This window comes from Amycolatopsis benzoatilytica AK 16/65 (assembly GCF_000383915.1).
GTDB classification, from domain to species: Bacteria; Actinomycetota; Actinomycetes; order Mycobacteriales; family Pseudonocardiaceae; genus Amycolatopsis; species Amycolatopsis benzoatilytica.
Window position 1 is genome coordinate 362,678 of sequence record NZ_KB912942.1, and the last position, 17,719, is coordinate 380,396.

Annotated in this window: 9 protein-coding genes and 2 rRNA genes (1 of these 11 only partly in view); 7 read left to right on the forward strand and 4 right to left on the reverse strand. The window is 66.7% G+C overall.

Translation table 11 applies throughout. The annotated features are described in order from the left end of the window. Positions 1–19 precede the first annotated feature (19 nt). Both AMYBE_RS0101720 and AMYBE_RS0101725 read left to right on the forward strand, forming a co-directional pair. Entirely contained in the window at positions 20–634 is a 615-nt protein-coding gene (locus tag AMYBE_RS0101720) for a GntR family transcriptional regulator (RefSeq protein WP_020657600.1), read from the forward strand. Between the two features lie 4 nt (positions 635–638). Continuing rightward, on the forward strand, positions 639–1,400 hold the full coding sequence (locus tag AMYBE_RS0101725; protein ID WP_020657601.1) for a metallophosphoesterase: 762 nt from the start codon (positions 639–641) through the stop codon (positions 1,398–1,400). Here the strand turns inward: AMYBE_RS0101725 and AMYBE_RS0101730 are convergent. From AMYBE_RS0101730 to AMYBE_RS0101745, 4 genes are all read right to left on the reverse strand, one after another. After that, the gene (locus tag AMYBE_RS0101730; RefSeq protein ID WP_020657602.1) at positions 1,390–3,015 is read right to left on the reverse strand and encodes a CocE/NonD family hydrolase; all 1,626 of its coding nucleotides are present in this window, start codon (positions 3,013–3,015) and stop codon (positions 1,390–1,392) included. The two genes, AMYBE_RS0101725 and AMYBE_RS0101730, sit on opposite strands and share 11 nt — an antisense overlap. Before the next feature lie 297 nt (positions 3,016–3,312). After that, positions 3,313–4,257: an asparaginase gene (locus AMYBE_RS0101735; RefSeq protein WP_020657603.1), complete on the reverse strand. Its 945-nt coding sequence runs from the start codon at positions 4,255–4,257 to the stop codon at positions 3,313–3,315. Next, positions 4,254–5,684 carry an amino acid permease gene (locus AMYBE_RS0101740; RefSeq protein WP_020657604.1) on the reverse strand — a complete coding sequence of 477 codons (1,431 nt, stop codon included), beginning with the start codon at positions 5,682–5,684 and terminating at the stop codon, positions 4,254–4,256. Before AMYBE_RS0101740 ends, AMYBE_RS0101735 begins: the two co-directional genes overlap by 4 nt. Beyond that, the gene (locus AMYBE_RS0101745) at positions 5,681–6,358 is read right to left on the reverse strand and encodes a FadR/GntR family transcriptional regulator (RefSeq protein ID WP_020657605.1); all 678 of its coding nucleotides are present in this window, start codon (positions 6,356–6,358) and stop codon (positions 5,681–5,683) included. Before AMYBE_RS0101745 ends, AMYBE_RS0101740 begins: the two co-directional genes overlap by 4 nt. Before the next feature lie 407 nt (positions 6,359–6,765). Between AMYBE_RS0101745 and dnaE the strand changes: the two genes are divergently transcribed. From dnaE to AMYBE_RS0101770, 5 genes are all read left to right on the forward strand, one after another. Then, the gene (gene dnaE / locus AMYBE_RS0101750; RefSeq protein ID WP_020657606.1) at positions 6,766–10,356 is read left to right on the forward strand and encodes a DNA polymerase III subunit alpha; all 3,591 of its coding nucleotides are present in this window, start codon (positions 6,766–6,768) and stop codon (positions 10,354–10,356) included. Next, positions 10,356–11,825 (forward strand): MFS transporter, encoded by a 1,470-nt coding sequence (locus AMYBE_RS0101755; RefSeq protein WP_020657607.1) that lies wholly within the window; start codon positions 10,356–10,358, stop codon positions 11,823–11,825. The genes dnaE and AMYBE_RS0101755 overlap by 1 nt, the downstream gene beginning before the upstream one ends. Positions 11,826–12,616: 791 nt before the next feature. Then, entirely contained in the window at positions 12,617–13,807 is a 1,191-nt protein-coding gene (locus tag AMYBE_RS0101760; RefSeq protein ID WP_020657608.1) for a low temperature requirement protein A, read from the forward strand. 496 nt (positions 13,808–14,303) lie between these two features. Continuing rightward, positions 14,304–15,822 (forward strand): 16S ribosomal RNA (locus tag AMYBE_RS0101765). 301 nt (positions 15,823–16,123) lie between these two features. After that, positions 16,124–17,719, forward strand: a 23S ribosomal RNA gene (locus tag AMYBE_RS0101770) (it continues 1,529 nt past the right edge of the window). The 16S and 23S rRNA genes sit together here, the layout of an rRNA operon.

Below are 17,719 nucleotides of genomic sequence, written 5' to 3' on the forward strand. Positions count from 1 at the left end.
TGTGTGCAATACTTCTGAGATGAGCAAGCGACTGCTGCGCGGCGAGCTCGTCGAGGAGATCACCGCGCGCGTCCTGGACGGGCGGCTGCCCGCGGACGCCCGGATCAACGAGGTGCACCTGGCGGCCGAGCTGGGCGTGAGCCGGACCCCGTTGCGGGAGGCGCTGATCGGCCTGGCCGACCGCGGGCTGCTCGTCGCCGCGCCGGGCCGCGGATTCCTCGTCGCCCCGTTCGACCCGGACGAGGCACGCCGGCTGTACCCGCTGATCGCCGAGCTGGAAGCGCTCGCGCTGCGCTGGACGTCGCCGCTGGAGCTCGCCTCGCTGCCGGACGCGCTGGATTCGATCGCGGACGAGATGACCGCGTCCGCCGACCTGCCCGCGACCGACGACCGCTGGCACGAACTGCTCACGTCCCGCTGCGCCAACCCGCATCTGCTGCGCTTGATCGAGCAGACGAAGCCGCTGCTGAAACGCTATGAGACGGCGTACTTCAGCGGCCGGGACCGGCTGGCGGAGAGCGTGGCCGAACACCGGGAAATCGCCGACGCGCTGCGAGCGGACGACTTGACGGGCGCGTCCGCGCTGCTGGTCCGGAACTGGGTGAAAGCCCTCTCCTACCTGAAAAGGAGCTGATCTGGTGCAGATCTTCGCGCACCTGTCCGACCTCCACCTCGACGGCGGAGAACGCGCGGACGCCCGCGCCGCCGCGGTGGTCCGGTACCTGCGGGAGCTCGAACATCCGGTGGACGCGGCATTCGTCACCGGCGACATCGCCGACCACGGCGAACCCGAGGAGTACCAGCGCGCCGCGGAACTGCTCGACCTTCCGTTCCCGGTCGTCTCCTGCCCGGGCAACCACGACGTCCGCGCGCCGTTCCGCGAGGTACTGCTGGGCGAACCGGCCGGTGACGGCCCGATCAACCACGCGGTCGAGGCGGCCGGGGCGCTCCTGGTGTCGTGCGATTCGACGATCCCGGGCAAGGGCGCGGGCTACCTCGCCGACGAGACGCTCGCCTGGCTGGACGAAACCCTGTCCGGCCACGAGGGCCCGTCGCTGATCGCGTTCCACCACCCGCCGCTCGACGTCGGTGTCCCGCTCGTGGACGTCATCCGCCAGACCGGCGAACACCGTCTCGCCGCCGTGCTGCGCCGCCATCCCGAGGTGGCCGCATTGCTGTGCGGCCACGTGCATACCGGTGCCGCGACGATGTTCGCCGGCGTGCCGTTGCGCATCGCCCCTGGCGTGGTCTCCGGATCGCTGTTGCCGGTGGAACCCGGTGCGGGCCGGGGCTGGGACGAAGGCGGGCCGCTGGACTTCGACGGCCCGCCGTCACTGCTGCTGCACGTCCTGCACGACGACGGCCGGCTGACGACGCATCACCGCACCGTCACGAAGTGAAGACCGGCAGAGTGATCCGTGACGGCCGGACAGCGTCGTGGAACACCTCGAACCGGTTCGGTGCACTGTTCACCGCGGACGCGACCGGTTCGCCGGTGCCGTGGTTGCGGGCGAATCGCGGGAACGCGCCGCCGGCGACCTGAACGCGCAGCCGATGCCCGCGCCGGAAGCGGTACGCGGTCGGATCGAGCTCCACTTCGGCCCGGACCACACCGTCGGCGTCGGCGGCCGGTGCGCCGGGACGCAGCCGCAGGATGCCGTCGGTGACGTTGCGCGAGCCGCCGCTGCGGTCCACGTCGCAGAGCCGGACGTACACGTCGGCATCGGCCAGTTCGGTGCGGACGTACACGGTCGCGGACACCTCGCCGATCACATCGAGATCGGCGGGGAGCGGTTCGCCGGTGAACACCAGCACGTCGTCGCGCGCTTCGACGGCGGAGTTGTCGCGCTGCTTGTTCTTGCCCATCAGCAGCGGTCCGCCGACCGCGGGCGTCGGATCCGCCGGGTCATAGGCGAACGACGTCGGCAGGGCCTCGCCGGACACGGTTTCGCCGAGCCCGCCGACCGGCCGCAGATGCGCGGAGATGGGTTCCGACGGTGGTGGCCACTGGTCGAAGTCGAGCCAGGCAGCCGCCTGCTGCAGGAAGATCCGGACCGGCGAGCGGTGCAGGTGCGCACGGTCGCCGAGCAGATGCGCGCGCAGGAAGCCGATCTGGTCTTGTGCGATGGCGGGAAAGCTGGCCGGCTCGCCGTGTGACCACGGCCCGACGGTGATCCGCGGTGCCTTGCCGGCTTCCTGCAGAATGCGAAAATCGTTGAGCTGGGTCCGGATGAACAGGTCGTACCAGCCGGTGATCATGCTGACCGGCACGTCGAGACCGGCGACCTCGGCGCTGTGGTCCGACCTCCCCCAGAACCCGTCGCCCGGCCCGGCGTGCGCCGTGACGTCCTGAAGGAACTGGACCGGACGGCCGATCGCCGCGACATCCGCGCCCGCGATCGGCAACTGCGCCATCGCGGCGCGCGTGCGGCGGGTCTGCCGGGGGTTGGGCACGGCCGCGAACCGGTCCTCCTGGCGGCCGATCAACGCGGACCAGGACACCATGTTGTCCGCCGCCAGCACCCCGCCCGGGTAGAAGGTGCTGACGAATTCCGACGCGGTGATCGCCAGGCACATCGCTTCCAGCGGCGGGTCGAGGTACGGCCCGACCGCCCACTGGGCATGCCCGAGGTAACTGGCCCCGGCCATCGCGAGCCGCCCGTCGCACCAGGGTTGCCGGCGCAGCCATTCGGCGGTGGCGATGCCGTCCTCGCGCTCGTGGTGGAAGGGGCGGAACTCGCCTTCCGAACCGAAGGTGCCGCGGGTGCTCTGGAGGACGGTCTGCAGCCCGTGCCGAGCGAACGTCTCGCCGAACAGTTTGGCGAGCGGCCCGGTGCGCCCGTACGGCGTACGGATCAGCACCACCGGCCCGGAACGCAGTCCGACGGGCGCGTAGCGGTCGGCGATCAGGCGGACGCCGTCGGGCATCGGGATCCGGATGCCTTTGGCGGCCTCGGGCGCCGGGCCTTCGGCGGCGGGGAGGCCGAGCAGCCGGTCGACGATTCGGTTCAGCACCAGACCGAACCTACGCGGCCCGCGAGAGATCTGCCGCCGCTGAAGTCCGTGAGGGGGTCTTTGCGGACGGGGTTCCGCGGGGGTCCCCTGCCGGACTTGGGTTCCGTGAGGGGGTCTTTGCGGACGGGTTCCGTGAGGGGTCCCATGCCGGACCTGGGTTCCGTGAGGGGGTCTTTGCGGACGGGTTCCGTGAAGGGTCCCTTGACGGACTTAGATTCCCGTAAGGGGCCCTTGACGGACTTAGCTTCGCGTAAGGCCCGCCACGGACTCAGCGGAGGGCATGGCCAAACCGGCTTCTCAAGCGGCGAACGCGCTGGTCACCTTGAGTGCCGGATCCGCGAACGGCGCCAGCAACTCCGCATCCACCCCGGCCCGCGCCAATGCCGCGGCCAGCACCGCCGGTCGCGCCCGGTCTCCGCCGTCCGCGATCTTCAGCGCTACCGCGGTCCCGTCTGGCAACGCGGCCAGCTGCACTGCCTCGAACCCGTCCTTCGCGATCAGCCCCGGCACCGCTCGCATCAGCCGGGTCACGTCCCGGCGGGTGCCCGCGACCAAGTCCGGCCGCTCCCGGATTCCCTGCGCCACCAGCCCTTCCGGCGATCCCTCCGGCGCGACAGCGATTCGCGAAGCCGCCCGCGCCAGCCCTCGAAGGGACAGCGCGAACAGCGGTGCCCCGCATCCGTCCGTCGCGATCCGCGACACCGTCTGCCCGGTCAGATCCTCCACGGTCTCCCGCATCGCCACCTGCAGCGGATGCGCCGGATCGAGGTATCCGTCGACCTGCCACCGCTGCTCGCGGCACACCGCCAGCATCGCCGCGTGCTTGCCCGAGCAGTTGTGCGCCAGCCGGGAAGGCTCCCGTCCGGATGCGACCCAGGCGTCGCGCTCCACCGGGTCGTACGGCAGATCCGCCGGATTCCCCAGGTCGTTCTCGGCGAACCCGCGGCTGGCCAGCACCGCGCCCGCCGCGTCGAGGTGTCGCGGCTCGCCGGAATGGCTGGCTGCCGCGATGGCGAATCCGGCCGGTCCGAGCCGCAGTCCGAGCCGGGCCATCGCGGTGGCCTGCAACGGTTTCGCCGTCGATCGCGGGTACATCGCCACCTCGGGGTCACCAGCCTCGAAGACGGTCGATCCGTCCGGGGCCAGCACCACCACCGAACCGTGGTGCACGCCCTCGACCATGCCGTCGCGCAGCAGGTGCACCAGCGGCACGTGCCGCGGTTCGCGCTCCTGCGGCGTCACAGTTCCGCCTTGTCGAACTGGCTCATGTCGATCCGCCTGCGCACCGCGAACCAGCCGACGACCAGCGCGAGGACGATCGCCGGCAACGCCATCAAGGTGATCCGGCCGACCTTGTCGAAGCCCATCAGCACCACGACCGAGACCAGGAAGACCAGCGTCACGATCTCGGTGTAGGGGGAGAACGGCAGCCGGAAGTGCGGCCGGGTCACCTCGCCGAGCTTGGCTTTGCGCACGAACAGCAGGTGGCTGAGCACGATGATCGCCCAGGTGCCGAGGATGCCGACGGCGGCGAAGTTCAGCACGATCTCGAACGCGTCCTTCGGCACCACGTAGTTCAGCCCGACCCCGACGACGCACACCGACGACGTGAGCAGGATCCCGCCGTAGGGCACCTGGTTGCGGTTCATCACGCCGGTGAACTTCGGCGCCGAACCGGCCATCGACATCGACCGCAGGATTCGCCCGGTCGAGTACAGCCCGGAGTTCAGGCTGGACAGCGCGGCGGTGAGCACCACCAGGTTCATGATGCTGTCCGCGCCCGGCACGCCCAGCTTCGACAGCACGGTCACGAACGGGCTCTGGTCGGCCGAGTAAGAGCTCCACGGCAGCAGCATCGCCAGCAGCACGACCGAACCCACGTAGAAGAACGCGATCCGCCACATGATCGAGTTGATCGCCTTGGGCACGATCTTCTCCGGGTTCTCCGTTTCGCCGGCCGCTACGCCGACCAGCTCGCACGAGGCGTACGCGAACACCACGCCCTGCACGATCAGGATCATCGGCACGACGCCGGACGGGAAGATGCCGCCGTGGTCGGCGATCAGCTGCGGGCCGGGGATCTGGCCGTCGATCGGATGCTGGGTGACCAGCAGCACGATGCCCACGATCAGGAACAACACCAGCGCGGCGACCTTCACGATGGAGAACCAGAACTCCATCTCGCCGAACAATTTCACCGAAACGAGGTTCAGCGACAGCACGATCGCCAGCGCGATCAGCGCCAGCACCCACTGCGGGATCGGCGTGAAGAACGGCCAGAAGTGCGCGTACAACGCGATCGCGGTGATGTCCGCGATGCCGGTGGTCGACCAGTTCAGGAAGTGCATCCAGCCGGCGACGTAGGCGCCCCGCTCGCCCATGAACTCGCGCGCGTAGGACACGAACGCGCCGGACGAGGGACGGTAGAGGATCAGCTCGCCGAGCGAGCGCACGACGAAGAACGCGAACAGGCCGCAGACCGCGTAGACGATCGCGAGCGCCGGGCCGGCCTGTGCGAGCCGGCCGCCCGCCCCGAGGAACAGGCCGGTGCCGATCGCGCCGCCGATGGCGATCATGTTGATGTGCCGGGATTTCAGCACCTTGCGGTATCCGGCGTCGCCCGCGTCGGCGGGCGCCTGGGCGAGCGCGGGCAGGGTTTCTTCAGTCACGCGGTGGTTCCAGTTTCTGCTTCGCCGGAGCGGGCCGGCCGGACGATCGTGGTCAGGGTCTTCTCGACGTGATCGAGATGCTCGGTCATCGCGGCCGCGGCCGCATCTTGTGCTCCGCGCGCGATCGCGGTGAGGATCCGGCGGTGCTCGACGTTCGATTCGGTGCGCCGCCCGCCCAGCTGGTTCAGGAACGCCGACTGCCGGGCCAGCGCGTCGCGGATCTCCTCGATCACCTTCGCGAACACCGGATTGCCTGACGCCCGCGCGATCGTGACGTGGAACTGGGTGTCGAGCGCCACCCACTCGGCGGGACCGGTCTCGGCGTCCATCCGGTCGACCAGGTCGCCGAGCAGCGCGAGCTGATCCGCGTCGCGCCGCAGGGCGGCGTAACCGGCGACCGGGACCTCGACGTGCCGGCGCACCTCGATCAGGTCCCGGGCCGAATAGTCGCCGAAGGTAGGGTTCTCCGCCGGCCCGGTGGCGGTGACGAAGGTGCCCCGTCCGGTGCGCGACTCGGTGAGCCCGAGTGCCTGCAGCGCGCGCAGCGCTTCGCGCACGACCGATCGGCTGACCTGGTATTCGCTGGCCAGTGCGGCCTCGGAGGGCAGCTTGTCGCCGACCGCGTACTCGCCGTGCTCGATCGCGTGCCGCAGATGGGCCAGTACGGCCTCCATCGCGCTGACCCGCCGGGGGAGCGGTCCGGCTGCCCGGCTGTCAGACAGGTTCACGAGTCGTGATGCTCGGGCCCACCGCGGGCGGATGTCAAGCCGGACATCCCCTTTGCTCTCGGTCGCTGTGGCCTGGTTCACGCTCTCGGGTGAGGTCCTGCGGGCGGCGCGGCGGAGGCCCGGTTTCTGTCGGTGGCGGGTGCGACCGTGGGCGGACCCGAGAGGAGGGCGTCGTGACTGCCACGGAGAACAGATCTTGCTCGCGTCCCGGCGTGCCGGGCCCCGGTCCGCGCGGCGGGCGCGCACCATGAGCCGGACGCGTCGAGCCAACCGCGGCGGACTAGGGTGGACAGCCCGGGCCCGCCGCGTCGACCGGAGCCGGGAAGCCGTCTGCCTAGGGGAGGTTTTCGCTGGTGTCGAACGATTCTTTCGTCCACCTGCACGTCCACACTGAGTATTCGATGTTGGACGGTGCGGCGAAGATTGGCCCGTTGTTCGCGGAGGCGGCCCGGTTGGGGATGCCTGCGGTGGGGATGACCGATCACGGGAACATGTACGGCGGGGACGAGTTTTATCAGACGTCGAAGAAGCACGGGATCAAGCCGATCATCGGGATTGAGGCGTATGTGGCGCCGGAGTCGCGGTTTCACAAGAAGCCGGTGTTCTGGGGGCAGGCGAATCAGCGGGGTTCGGACGAGTTCGGTGAGGGCGGGGATGTTTCGGGTGGTGGCGCGTACACGCATATGACGATGGTGGCGGAGAACGCGACGGGGTTGCGGAATCTGTTCAAGTTGTCGTCGTTGGCGTCGATTCAGGGGTATTACCGGAAGCCGCGGATGGATCGAGAGCTGATCGCGGAGAATTCGGCGGGGATTATCGCGACGACGGGGTGTCCGTCGGGCGAGGTGCAGACGCGGTTGCGGTTGGGTCAGCGGGAGGCGGCGATTCAGGCCGCGTCGGATTACCGGGATATTTTCGGGGCGGGGAATTTTTTCCTGGAGCTGATGGATCACGGGTTGCCGATTGAGCGGTCGGTGCGGGAGGGGCTGCTGGAGATCGGGAGTCTGTTGGGTCTGCCGTCGTTGGCGACGAATGATTCGCATTATGTGACGAAGGATCAGGCGGATACGCATTCGGCGTTGTTGTGCGTGCAGGCTGGGAAGACGTTGAATGATCCGACGCGGTTCAAGTTCGACGGGGACGGGTATTTCCTGAAGTCGGCGGAGGAGATGCGGGAGTACTGGGACCGGGAGGTTCCGGGGGCGGCGGACAGTACGCTGCTGATCGCGGAGCGGGTGGAGTCGTATGAGGACGTGTACGCGCACAAGGACCGGATGCCGGTCTTCGACGTCCCCGAGGGCCACACCGATGCTTCCTGGCTGCGCCATCAGGTGGCCGAGGGCCTCAAGTGGCGGTTCCCCGAAGGCATCCCGGACGGCTACGAGGAACGCGTCGACTACGAACTCAACGTCATCGAGGGCAAGGGCTTCCCGTCCTACTTCCTCATCACCGCCGACCTCATCCAGCACGCGCGGGAGGTCGGCATCCTGGTCGGCCCCGGCCGTGGTTCCGCGGCCGGCGCGCTCGTCGCGTACGCGCTCGGCATCACGAACCTCGACCCGATCCCGCAGAAGCTGCTGTTCGAGCGCTTCCTGAACCCGGAACGCATGTCGATGCCCGATATCGACATCGACTTCGACGACCGCCGCCGCGGCGAGATGATCCGGTACGCCACCGACAAGTACGGCTCGGACCGGGTCGCCCAGGTGATCACGTTCGGCACCATTAAGACCAAGGCGGCGATCAAGGACTCCGCCCGCGTCCATTTCGGCCAGCCGGGGTATGCGATCGCGGACAAGATCTCGAAGGCGCTGCCGCCGCCGATCATGGCCAAGGACATCCCGCTGTCCGGCATCGTCGACTCGAAGCACGAGCGCTACGCCGAGGCGGCCGAGGTCCGCACGCTGGTCGAGACCGACGAAGAGTGCAAGACGATCTTCGACACCGCTCGCGGTCTCGAGGGCCTGATCCGCAACGCCGGCGTGCACGCCTGCGCGGTCATCATGTCCAGCGAACCGCTGACCGAAGCGATCCCGGTGTGGCAGCGCGACGACGGTTCGATCATCACCGGCTGGGACTACCCGTCCTGCGAGGCCATCGGCCTGCTGAAGATGGACTTCCTCGGCCTGCGCAACCTCACCGTCATCGGCGACGCGCTGGAGAACATCAAGGTCAACCGCGGCGAGGAGATCGACCTCGACCGGCTCGGCTTCGACGATCCGGAGGCGTACAAGCTCCTTGGCCGCGGCGACACGCTCGGCGTGTTCCAGCTCGACGGCGGCGCGATGCGCGACCTGCTGCGGCGGATGCTGCCGACCGGGTTCGAGGACATCATCGCGGTGCTCGCGCTGTACCGCCCCGGCCCGATGGGCATGAACGCGCACAACGACTACGCCGACCGCAAGAACAACCGGCAGCAGATCAAGCCGATCCACCCGCAGCTGGAGGAGCCGCTGCGGGAGATCCTGTCCGAGACCTACGGCCTGATCGTCTACCAAGAGCAGATCATGCAGATCGCGCAGAAGGTCGCGGGCTACACGATGGGCCGAGCGGACACGCTGCGGCGCGCGATGGGCAAGAAGAAGAAGGAAGTCCTCGAGAAGGAATACGAGGGCTTCGAAGAGGGCATGAAGTCCAGCCCGCTGGTCGAGGGCGGCTTCTCGCCGGAAGCGGTCAAGGCGCTGTGGGACACGATCCTGCCGTTCGCCGGCTACGCGTTCAACAAGTCGCACGCCGCCGCGTACGGCCTGATCGCGTACTGGACCGCGTATCTGAAGGCGAACTACACCGCGGAGTACATGGCGGCGCTGCTGACGTCGGTCGGGGACAACAAGGACAAGTCGGCGATCTATCTGTCGGAGTGCCGTCGGCTGGGGATCAAGGTGCTGCCGCCGGACGTGAACGAGTCGGCGCTGCGGTTCGCGGCGGTCGGCAGCGATATCCGGTTCGGTCTGGGCGCGGTGCGCAACGTGGGCGCGAACGTGGTGGAGTCGATCATCAAGACGCGCGAGGAGAAGGGCAAGTACTCCTCGTTCACCGAGTTCCTGGACAAGTCGGAGCTGGTGGCGTGCAACAAGCGGGTGATCGAGTCGCTGATCAAGGCGGGTGCGTTCGACTCGATGGGGCACACCCGGCTGTCGATGATCCAGGTGCACGAGGACGCGGTGGAAGCCGTCGTGCCGCTCAAGCGCCAGGAAGCGATGGGGCAATTCGACCTGTTCGGCTCGTTCGGAGGCGACGGCGGCGACGGCGGCGAGGCGGCCCCGTCCTCCTCGCCGCTGGCGCACCTCAAGTTCGGCGACGAGGAGTATCCGCGCAAGCAGCTGCTGGCCTACGAGCGCGAGATGCTCGGCCTGTACGTGTCGGCCCATCCGCTCGACGGGGCCGAGCGCATCTTGCGCAAACACGCGCCCAAGCCGATCGCCGCGCTGCTCGCCGACCCGCCGAAGGAGGGCGAGGTCGTCATCTCCGGCCTGCTCACCTCGCTGGAGCGGCGGGTCAACAAGAAAGGCGAGCCCTGGGCGATCTGCACGGTCGAGGACATGGACGCGTCGTTGGAGGTGCTGTTCTTCGCCAAGGCGTACTCGATGTTCGCCGCCGACCTGGTCGAGGACAACGCGGTGCTGGTGAAGGGCCGGGTCAACTGGCGCGAGGACAAGATGTCGGTCTTCGGCGGCGGGCTGGTGCCGCTCGACCTCTCCGAGGTCGGCGCGGGCGGCGAGGAGCCGCCGCTGATGCTGCTGGCCGCCGCGGAGAAAATCGATCACGCGGTGGTCAGTGAGCTGAAGTCGACGCTGCTGGCGCACAAGGGCGATACGCCGGTGCACCTGAAACTCGTCGGCAAGAACCAGACCGTGTTCGCGCTTTACGATTACCCGGTGAAGGTCAGCTCGATGCTCATCGGTGAGCTCAAGGGAATCCCTGGGATCACCGCCAACACCTGATGGCCGGGGCCGAACCAGACCCCCGCCGCTGGCGGGCGCTCGCGGTCACCCTTACCGCCGGGTTCATGACGCTGCTGGACGTCAGCATCGTCAACACCGCGCTGCCCTCGATCGAACGCGGCCTGAACACCGGAGCGGGCACCATCCAGTGGGTCGTCTCGGGCTACGCGCTCGCGTTCGGCCTGGTCCTGGTCACCGGCGGCCGGCTCGGCGACGCGCTGGGCCGCCGCCGGATGTTCCTGATCGCGCTGGCCGCGTTCGTCCTGACCAGCGCGCTCGCCGGCGCGGCCCTGGATCCGGCGATGCTCATCGCCGCGCGGCTCGCGCAAGGCTGTGCCGCCGGCCTGCTGACCCCGCAGAACAGCGGCCTGATCCAGGACCTGTTCAGCGGTGCCGAACGTGGCCGGGCGTTCGGCATGTTCGGAGCGGTCGTCGGGATCTCCACCGCGGTCGGTCCGGTGCTCGGCGGGGTGATCCTCGCGTTGTTCGGCGACGCGGAGGGCTGGCGCTGGGTGTTCTACGTGAACGTCCCGATCGGGGTCGTCGCGTTCGGGCTGGCGATGAAGCTGGTGCCGGTGACTGAACGGCGGAAGATGCGGCTGCGCGCCGAAATCGACTTCGTCGGCATAGTGCTGCTTGCTGTCGCGGTACTCGGCGTGCTGCTGCCGCTCGTCCAGTCCGAGCGCGGCGGACTGGGCCGGTTCTGGTGGCTGTTCGCCGTGGCGGTCGTTTTCGGCACCGCCTTCGTGTGGTGGGAGCGGTACGTGGCGAGCCGCGACCGGCCGCCGCTGCTCGACATCCGGCTCTTCACCACCACCCCCGGTTACGCGAGCGGCGCGGCCGTCGGCGCGCTGTACTTCTGCGGGTTCGCCGGCATCTGGCTGGTTTTCGCGCTTTTCTTCCAGCAGGGCCTTGGCTACACGCCGCTGCAGTCGGGCTTGGCGGTCACGCCGTTCGCCTTGAGTTCGGCGGCGAGCGCCGCGGTCGCTGGCCGTCTTGTGCCGCGGTTCGGCCGGCGCCTGACCGTCACCGGCCTGAGCATCGTCGCGCTGTCGATGCTGGCGGTCGCGCTCGTCGTCCAGTTGGTCCCGTCCTCGGCCGCCGGGTTCGCGGTGGCCGGTCCGTTGCTGATCGGCGGGCTCGGCGGCGGCATGGTGATCTCGCCGAACACGACGCTCACCCTCGAATGCGTACCGAACCGGCTGGCCGGGGTCGCCGGCGGGGCGCTGCAGACCGGCCAGCGGATCGGCACCGCGATCGGCACGGCGGTGCTGGCGTCGGTGTTCGAGTCGGTCGTCGCCACCGGCGGTTACCAGAACGGGCTCACCGCGGCGATGTGCTGCGCGGCCGGCCTGACCGGCGTCGCACTGGTTCTGGCGATCTTGGAACTGCGTGCCCGGCGTCGTCGCGCCACCCTCTCGGAGGACCGGCGAGCTGCGCAAGCCGCCGCGGACATCCACCGAGCGTGACTCGCTACCACTCACCTGTGCACGATCGGTGAACTACTTTCCGCCACCGGGGGTACTCCATCCGAGTGACAGGTAACCTTCGGCCCTGGTGCTACTCAGAGCAACCGGGTAGACCTTATGGAGCCTTCAGCACGGCACTTTGGCTACCTACAGTGGCATTTCGCTCGGTCGACCGGGGATGGGTCGACCGGTCGGGCGGCTCGGGAGTTCGGAGTTCCGGGGAATGGACACCCGGAGTCGCATCCCAGGCAAGGAATTCGTCGGCGTCCGCGGGGGACCGTACGGCGAATCGCCGGGAGCACTGCCCGGAGTAGCCGGCAAGTGCGGCGGAGGCATGGGGGCGGGCCTGGGCGAGGGGGAGCCGGGCCCGCCCTTCTCCGTCTTGCCCTTCGCCGGAGAGCCGGCCCCACGCTCGATCGGGCACCGCTTCCGAGAAGCTGGCCGCTGCCGGCTCCGCGGCCCCGTGGCTCGCGTTTCTTGGCGGCCCGGTGCCGACACGTCCGGCCGTTCCCTCCGCTATCACGGCGAAATCTGCGATAACAGCGAGGGCTTGGTCGAACTCCGCTGTTCGATTGCGCCGGATGTCCCGGAAAACGCATTTCCAGACCTAACCGCGCGGGAAGCGGCTCCCGAGGTGTACGTGACGGCGAGACGGATCCGGGGTGCGACCGGGCGGTCCGGCCGCGATGGCCGTCCGGTTTCCTCCGATTTCGGCTGCTCGCGGTGTCGCGCTCGCGTCCGGCTGCCGATCATGTTGGGATGGGCCGCGATCTGCGAGAAAGGGAGATTCGATGCCCCACCAGTCAGCGCCGGGCGACCGGATCCGGGTGTGGTACCGGCCGATGCGGCCGCGCGACAGCGGCGAGGGGCACCGCGTTTCGACGCCGTTGGAGCTGCTGTTTGACCTGTGTTTCGTGGTCGCTGTCGGCCAGGCCGCGGCTCAGCTGCATCACGCGCTTTCGTCCGGGCACATCGGGCACGGCGTGCTCGGTTTCGCGATGGTGTTCTTCGCGATCTGGTGGGGCTGGCTGAACTTCAGCTGGTTCGCGTCCGCGTTCGATACCGACGACGTGCCCTACCGGCTGGCGACGCTGGTCCAGATCGCGGGCGGCCTGACTGTCGCGGCCGGCGTGGACAAGGCGTTCGACGGCGACTTCACGATCGTGACCGTCGGCTACCTCCTGATGCGGCTGGCCGCGGTCACCCAATGGCTGCGCGCGGCACGCCAATCGCCCGAAACGCGAAGGACGGCGTACTTCTATGCGGTCGGTGTCACACTCTGCCAGGTGTTGTGGGTCGTCCGGCTGGCGCTTCCGGGGACCGCGGGGCTCGTCGGCTTCTTCGTGCTCGTCGTGCTGGAGCTGTCCGTGCCGGTAGTCGCGGAATCGCGGACGGGCACCGCGTGGCATCCGCACCACATCGCCGAGCGGTACGGGCTCTTCACGCTGATCGTGCTCGGCGAGACCGTGCTCAGCGCCACCAACGCGGTGAAGGAGGGCATCGCTGAGGGCGAGCACACCGGGGACCTGGTGTCGCTGGCCGCCGCGGCCCTGGTTCTGGTGTTCTCGATGTGGTGGCTGTACTTCGACCAGCCCGGACACGCCCGGCTGGAACGCGGCAACTCGCTGCGGACCGCGCTGAGCTGGGGCTACGGGCACTACCTGATCTTCGGCTCAGCGGCCGCGGTGGGAGCCGGCCTGGAAATGGCGGTCGACTTCGACAGCGGCAAGGCCGCGGTCGGCGGAATCCCGACCGCGCTCGCGGTGACCGTCCCGGTCGCGGTCTTCCTGGTGAGCGTGTGGCTGTTGCACATCGGGCCGACGAACGAATGCCGCCCGATCGCGATCGGCTTCCCGGCGGCGGCGGTGCTGATCCTGGCCGCCTCGTTCGGGCCGGCTCCCATCCATCTGACGGCGGTGCTCGCGGCCGGACTGGTCGCGGTGACGGTGGTGGCCACCCACGGGGAGCCGCAGCCGGGGTGACCGGCGGTCTTCATCCCCGAGCGGGCTGTCGAGCTGGCCGCCGGGCTGGTGCCGTTGGGGCTGCCGGTACAGCTGAGTGTTTGGTATCGACGCAGGTCAGCGAGCTGGCGCGAAATAACGGACCCCCCTGTTCGGAGGCTGTTCCGGGGCATGTAATCTTCTCTTCGTCGCCAGGGAGACCGGGCGGCCGCCGGGACCACGAACCAAGCTCCCACCGATGGTGGTAGAGTGGGTGGTCCCAAACCTCCGGAGCTGCACCAGCCCCCCAGTTGAAGCCTCGAGTTTCGCCGGGTGTAAGGTACTTCTCCGGTAACAAAAAGCTTGAAATAACGCATCGAGCTTGGTCCGGTTTTTCCGGGTCTGGTTCGGGGTGTGTTGCTTGAGAACTCAACAGTGTGCTAGTGAACTAAGCCAGTAGAGCTTATATATGAAACCCCCTCGTCGGGGTTTCCTTTGAGAATGTGATTGAGAATAGTCTCGATCGAACTTTACAGCATTGTTGGAGAGTTTGATCCTGGCTCAGGACGAACGCTGGCGGCGTGCTTAACACATGCAAGTCGAACGCTGAAACCGCTTCGGTGGTGGATGAGTGGCGAACGGGTGAGTAACACGTGGGTAATCTGCCCTGCACTCTGGGATAAGCCTGGGAAACTGGGTCTAATACCGGATACGACCATCGGGGGCATCCTCGGTGGTGGAAAGTTCCGGCGGTGCAGGATGAACCCGCGGCCTATCAGCTTGTTGGTGGGGTAATGGCCTACCAAGGCGACGACGGGTAGCCGGCCTGAGAGGGTGACCGGCCACACTGGGACTGAGACACGGCCCAGACTCCTACGGGAGGCAGCAGTGGGGAATATTGCACAATGGGCGCAAGCCTGATGCAGCGACGCCGCGTGAGGGATGACGGCCTTCGGGTTGTAAACCTCTTTCGCCAGGGACGAAGCGCAAGTGACGGTACCTGGATAAGAAGCACCGGCTAACTACGTGCCAGCAGCCGCGGTAATACGTAGGGTGCGAGCGTTGTCCGGAATTATTGGGCGTAAAGAGCTCGTAGGCGGTTTGTCGCGTCGGCCGTGAAATCTCCACGCTTAACGTGGAGCGTGCGGTCGATACGGGCAGACTTGAGTTCGGCAGGGGAGACTGGAATTCCTGGTGTAGCGGTGAAATGCGCAGATATCAGGAGGAACACCGGTGGCGAAGGCGGGTCTCTGGGCCGATACTGACGCTGAGGAGCGAAAGCGTGGGGAGCGAACAGGATTAGATACCCTGGTAGTCCACGCTGTAAACGTTGGGCGCTAGGTGTGGGCGACATCCACGTTGTCCGTGCCGTAGCTAACGCATTAAGCGCCCCGCCTGGGGAGTACGGCCGCAAGGCTAAAACTCAAAGGAATTGACGGGGGCCCGCACAAGCGGCGGAGCATGTGGATTAATTCGATGCAACGCGAAGAACCTTACCTGGGCTTGACATGCGCCAGACATCCCCAGAGATGGGGCTTCCCTTGTGGTTGGTGTACAGGTGGTGCATGGCTGTCGTCAGCTCGTGTCGTGAGATGTTGGGTTAAGTCCCGCAACGAGCGCAACCCTTATCCTGCGTTGCCAGCGCGTCATGGCGGGGACTCGTGGGAGACTGCCGGGGTCAACTCGGAGGAAGGTGGGGATGACGTCAAGTCATCATGCCCCTTATGTCCAGGGCTTCACACATGCTACAATGGCTGGTACAGAGGGCTGCGATACCGCGAGGTGGAGCGAATCCCTTAAAGCCGGTCTCAGTTCGGATCGCAGTCTGCAACTCGACTGCGTGAAGTCGGAGTCGCTAGTAATCGCAGATCAGCAACGCTGCGGTGAATACGTTCCCGGGCCTTGTACACACCGCCCGTCACGTCATGAAAGTCGGTAACACCCGAAGCCCATGGCCCAACCCGCAAGGGAGGGAGTGGTCGAAGGTGGGACTGGCGATTGGGACGAAGTCGTAACAAGGTAGCCGTACCGGAAGGTGCGGCTGGATCACCTCCTTTCTAAGGAGCACAACACATCCGCGTCCCCGGGATACCCGGAACCAGGGCGCGGGGTGGCTCGGGCTCGGAAGCCGAATGTGTTTCCGTCCGGGTTGCTCAAGGAATTGTGGAACTACTGGTTACGGGTTCTCGCGGTGGTGATGCCGCCGACCTAGTACTGCGGGGCTTCGGCTTCGCGTGGAACGGCGGCCGCGGATCCGGGCGGGTTCTTGTTCGCTGGCGCGCTGTTGGGTCCTGAGGCAACACACGTTGTTTCTGGTGTGGTGTTTGAGAACTGTAGAGTGGATGCGAGCATCTTTGTGGTCAAGTTGTTAAGGGCACATGGTGGATGTCTTGGCTTCAGGAGCCGATGAAGGACGTGGGAGGCTGCGATATGCCTCGGGGAGCTGTCAACCGAGCTGTGATCCGAGGATTTCCGAATGGGGAAACCCAGCACCAGTGATGTGGTGTTACCCGCCGGTGAATATATAGCCGGTGTGGAGGGAACGCGGGGAAGTGAAACATCTCAGTACCCGCAGGAAGAGAAAACAACCGTGATTCCGTGAGTAGTGGCGAGCGAAAGCGGAAGAGGCTAAACCGATTGCATGTGATACCTGTCAGGGGTTGTGTGGTCGGGGTCGTGGGACCTGCCTTGAGAATTCTGACAGATTCTCGGGTTGATGTGCTGGTTAGTGGAACGCCTTGGGACGGGCGGCCGGAGTGGGTGAGAGCCCCGTACGCGAAAACCAGTTGCATGAGCCTTGGCGGTGTTCCCGAGTAGCAGCGAGCTCGTGGAATTTGCTGTGAATCTGCCGGGACCACCCGGTAAGCCTAAATACTTCCTGGAGACCGATAGCGGACGAGTACCGTGAGGGAAAGATGAAAAGTACCCCGGGAGGGGAGTGAAAGAGTACCTGAAACCGTGTGCCTACAAGCCGTCAGAGCTCACTTGTTGGGTGATGGCGTGCCTTTTGAAGAATGAGCCTGCGAGTTAGTGCTGCGTGGCGAGGTTAACCCGGGTGGGGTAGCCGTAGCGAAAGCGAGTCCGAACAGGGCGCCCATAGTCGCGTGGTCTAGACCCGAAGCGGAGTGATCTACCCATGGCCAGGGTGAAGCGACGGTAAGACGTCGTGGAGGCCCGAACCCACTTAGGTTGAAAACTGAGGGGATGAGCTGTGGGTAGGGGTGAAAGGCCAATCAAACTCCGTGATAGCTGGTTCTCCCCGAAATGCATTTAGGTGCAGCGTCGCATGTTTCACCGCGGGGGTAGAGCTACTGGATGGTCTAGGGGCCTTACCGGGTTACCGAAATCAACCAAACTCCGAATACCGTGGTGTGAGAGTGCGGCAGTGAGACGGCGGGGGATAAGCTTCGTCGTCGAGAGGGAAACAGCCCAGAACACCAGCTAAGGCCCCTAAGTGTGTGCTCAGTGGGAAAGGATGTGGGATTGCCCAGACAACCAGGAGGTTGGCTTAGAAGCAGCCACCCTTGAAAGAGTGCGTAATAGCTCACTGGTCAAGTGGTCCTGCGCCGACAATGTAGCGGGGCTTAAGCACACCGCCGAAGCTGTGTCATTGACACTTTAGATCGGCGTTCGTCCTTGAGGCGGGCGTCCAGTCGTGTTGATGGGTAGGGGAGCGTCCTGCATCCGGTGAAGCGGCGGCGGAAGCCAGTCGTGGAGGGTGCGGGAGTGAGAATGCAGGCATGAGTAGCGAATGCAGAGTGAGAAACTCTGCCGCCGGATGACCAAGGGTTCCTGGGCCAGGCTAATCCGCCCAGGGTAAGTCGGGACCTAAGGCGAGGCCGACAGGCGTAGTCGATGGACAACGGGTTGATATTCCCGTACCCGAGCATGTGCGCCCATGGCGAGGCGGTTGACACTAACCACCCGAAGCCGGCGTCGAAGTCTTCGGACGGA

Bases quoted from the DNA above. Each gene is read 5' to 3' on its own strand.
- AMYBE_RS0101720 (WP_020657600.1), top strand. From the start codon at position 20: ATGAGCAAGCGACTGCTGCGCGGCGAGCTCGTCGAGGAGATCACCGCG.
- AMYBE_RS0101745 (WP_020657605.1), bottom strand. From the start codon at position 6,358: ATGGAGGCCGTACTGGCCCATCTGCGGCACGCGATCGAGCACGGCGAG.
- AMYBE_RS0101755 (WP_020657607.1), top strand. From the start codon at position 10,356: ATGGCCGGGGCCGAACCAGACCCCCGCCGCTGGCGGGCGCTCGCGGTC.
- AMYBE_RS0101760 (WP_020657608.1), top strand. From the start codon at position 12,617: ATGCCCCACCAGTCAGCGCCGGGCGACCGGATCCGGGTGTGGTACCGG.